This is a genomic window from Microcoleus sp. B13-B6, assembly GCF_036705405.1.
In the GTDB taxonomy this organism is placed as follows: domain Bacteria; phylum Cyanobacteriota; class Cyanobacteriia; order Cyanobacteriales; family Microcoleaceae; genus Microcoleus.
In genome coordinates, this window is sequence record NZ_JAUBUJ010000143.1 from 1 (window position 1) to 2,644 (window position 2,644).

The 2,644-nt window shown below is 46.8% G+C and carries 3 protein-coding genes; all 3 read left to right on the top strand.

All coding sequences use genetic code 11. The features are described from left to right. The first annotated feature begins 125 nt into the window (after window positions 1-125). The 3 genes from uraH to uraD all read left to right on the top strand — a co-directional run bounded on the left by uraH (window position 126) and on the right by uraD (window position 2,566). Entirely contained in the window at window positions 126-488 is a 363-nt protein-coding gene (gene uraH, locus QUB35_RS35790; protein WP_333147334.1) for a hydroxyisourate hydrolase, read from the top strand. Between the two features lie 240 nt (window positions 489-728). Beyond that, the gene (locus QUB35_RS35795; RefSeq protein ID WP_333147337.1) at window positions 729-1,748 is read left to right on the top strand and encodes an aromatic ring-hydroxylating dioxygenase subunit alpha; all 1,020 of its coding nucleotides are present in this window, start codon (window positions 729-731) and stop codon (window positions 1,746-1,748) included. Window positions 1,749-2,065: 317 nt separating this feature from the next. After that, complete coding sequence (uraD, locus tag QUB35_RS35800) at window positions 2,066-2,566, top strand: 2-oxo-4-hydroxy-4-carboxy-5-ureidoimidazoline decarboxylase (RefSeq protein ID WP_333147338.1); 501 nt, start codon at window positions 2,066-2,068, stop codon at window positions 2,564-2,566. The last annotated feature ends 78 nt before the right edge of the window (window positions 2,567-2,644 follow it).

Consider the following 2,644-nt stretch of genomic DNA (forward strand, 5'->3'; position numbering starts at 1 on the left):
AACTCCGTTGAGAGTTAGGCTAACCGTCCCTGGATAGGAGAACCTACCCATTTAGGTTAAACGAATCGCACACCGGACATGATATCATCCCTCTTCCTTCTTCCTTCTTCCTTCTTGAATAAAAAATGTCAGGAAAACTTACTACTCACGTTCTCGATACAGCCCGCGGCTGTCCGGCTGCAAATATGCCGATCGCCCTGCATTCAATTGACCCAAACTCCGGCGCAAAAACGCTGCTGAAAACTGTAACAACTAATGCTGACGGCCGCACCACAGATCCTTTACTATCCGAAAGCGAACTCAAACCGGGAGTTTACGAATTAGTCTTTTCTGTGGGCGAATACTTCGCGCAGTCTGCCGAAAATTTGCCAGAACCGCCGTTTTTAAACAGCGTTCCGATTCAGTTCGGCATCGCAGATTCAAGCGCGCATTATCACGTACCTTTGCTAGTTTCGCCGTGGTCTTACAGTACCTATCGCGGTAGTTGAATAACGTTCACATCTTGCACCTCAAGAACAGGCCGGAAAGCCTGTTCCATAAAGAATAAATTTCTTGTGGGTGAAAGCACCTCAAGAACAGGCCGGAAAGCCTGTTCCACAAAGAATAAATTTCTTGTGGGGAGTAGGGGTTGGGCAGGAGAGTCCGCCCATAAAAACCTTACTGAGAATGGTGCAAGATATCAGATAGAAGGAAGAAGGATTTAGTTATTATTTATAATAGGAGGGATTATGTTAGTTACGAAGCAACCTATTTTAAAACGATTCTGGTATCCAGTGATTCCTACATCCGAATTGTCCGGCGAACCAAAAGCGCTTGAACTATTAGGAGAATCAATCGTTTTGTGGTTGGATTCCGAAGGTAAACCCGCCGCAGTTGAAGACCGCTGCTGTCACCGCACGGCTAAACTGTCGATCGGCAAAATTGTCGGCGGCAACATTTGCTGCGCTTACCACGGCTGGACATTCAACTCATCTGGAACCTGCGTCAGCGTTCCGCAGCAGCAAAACGGCGCAATTTCTGCAAATTATAAAGTAAAAGCTTACCGCACGCGCGATCGCTACGGATACGTTTGGGTTTGTCTGGGAGAACCGCTGGCAGAAATTCCCGATATTCCCGAAGCTGCAGACTCGAATTACCGCCAAATTCACGAATTTTACGAACGCTGGAATTGTGCGGGATTGCGAGTAATGGAAAATGAATTAGATATGGCGCATCCGTCTTTTGTACATACCGCAACTTTCGGTAGCGAAGCACATCTCGCCCCGGATGTAATGGAATTTGAAGAAACAGAATGGGAACTGCACTACCGCAGCATTTTAGGCGTAGCAAATCCCGCACAGCAACAGCAAAACTTAAAAATCGAGCAACAAGAAACCGTGCGGACGATCGACGGAATTTGGTTTATGCCCTTTACCGTCAAACTGCGGATTGTTTACCCAAACGGACTCGTTCACATCATCGTCAATACCATGACTCCGATTAACGATTCCGCATCTCAAATGGTGCAATTTTGCCTCCGCAACGATACCGAAGCCGATGCTAAAACCAGCGATATTATTGCCTTCGATCGCGCCGTTACATTAGAAGACAAACGCATTTTAGAAACCACCGATTGGGACGTACCCCTCGACATCACCCAAGAACAGCATATGCTGACAGATAAACCGGGAATCATCATCCGCCGCAAAATTGCTGCACTCCTAAAAGCCCACGGCGAAGTCGAACAAACTCAAGTCAGCAGTCATTAATCATCAGTCAGTAGTCAGTAGTCATCAGTCATTAGCAATCAGATCGATCGCCCATAATACATAGGCTTAGGAAGGGTTTTTGAGATTGTCGGTTTTTGGCGACTATGGTTGGTGAACCCGCCCCTACAGGAATCACGGTCAATCAACCGCACACAATACAACTTCACCAGTAGAAGATTATTTACTTCTTCCCTCTTCTTCCCTCTTCTTCCTTCGTGCCCTACCCTTCGGGAACTGCTTCGCAGAACGCGACGAAAGCGGTTCAATCAAACTAAAAAGTAAAACAAAGCTAATTAAACTTAATCAACCGATTCAAAATGCCATACTCTTTAGTTCAACTCAACCAACTCAGCCAGGAAGAATTTACACAAGCCCTCGGCGAGATTTTTGAACATACACCAGCCATCGCCCGCCGCACTTGGGACGATCGCCCTTTCGCATCCACAGCCGACTTGCACGCCAAAATGGTAACAGTTGTCAGCGCCATGACTGAAGCCGAAAAATTAGCTTTAATTCAAGCCCACCCGGATTTAGGAAGCAAAGCAAAAATGGCGGAAGCATCCGTTAGCGAACAAGCCGGTGCCGGTTTGGATAAACTTTCTGTTGAAGAGTTCGATCGCTTTCAATTCCTGAATCGATCGTACCGCCAAAAGTTTGATTTCCCCTTCATTGCGGCCGTGAAAAAACACACTAAAACCAGCATTCTCGAAGCATTTAAACAGCGCCTCGACAACTCCCAGGAAACTGAAATGCAGCAGGCTGTAGCTGAAATTTGCGAAATAGCCCGCTTTCGCCTGGAGTCGGCAATTCAAAATTAATCGGGCGGGCAGGATGCCCACCCCACAAGAAAATTCAATCTTTGCTTCACAAGCAAGATGCCTGTTGCTGTGGAACAG

What these genes read in the sequence shown, in the direction of transcription:
- uraH (WP_333147334.1), top strand. Translation starts at nt 126, where the DNA reads ATGTCAGGAAAACTTACTACTCACGTTCTCGATACAGCCCGCGGCTGT.
- QUB35_RS35795 (WP_333147337.1), top strand. Translation starts at nt 729, where the DNA reads ATGTTAGTTACGAAGCAACCTATTTTAAAACGATTCTGGTATCCAGTG.
- uraD (WP_333147338.1), top strand. Translation starts at nt 2,066, where the DNA reads ATGCCATACTCTTTAGTTCAACTCAACCAACTCAGCCAGGAAGAATTT.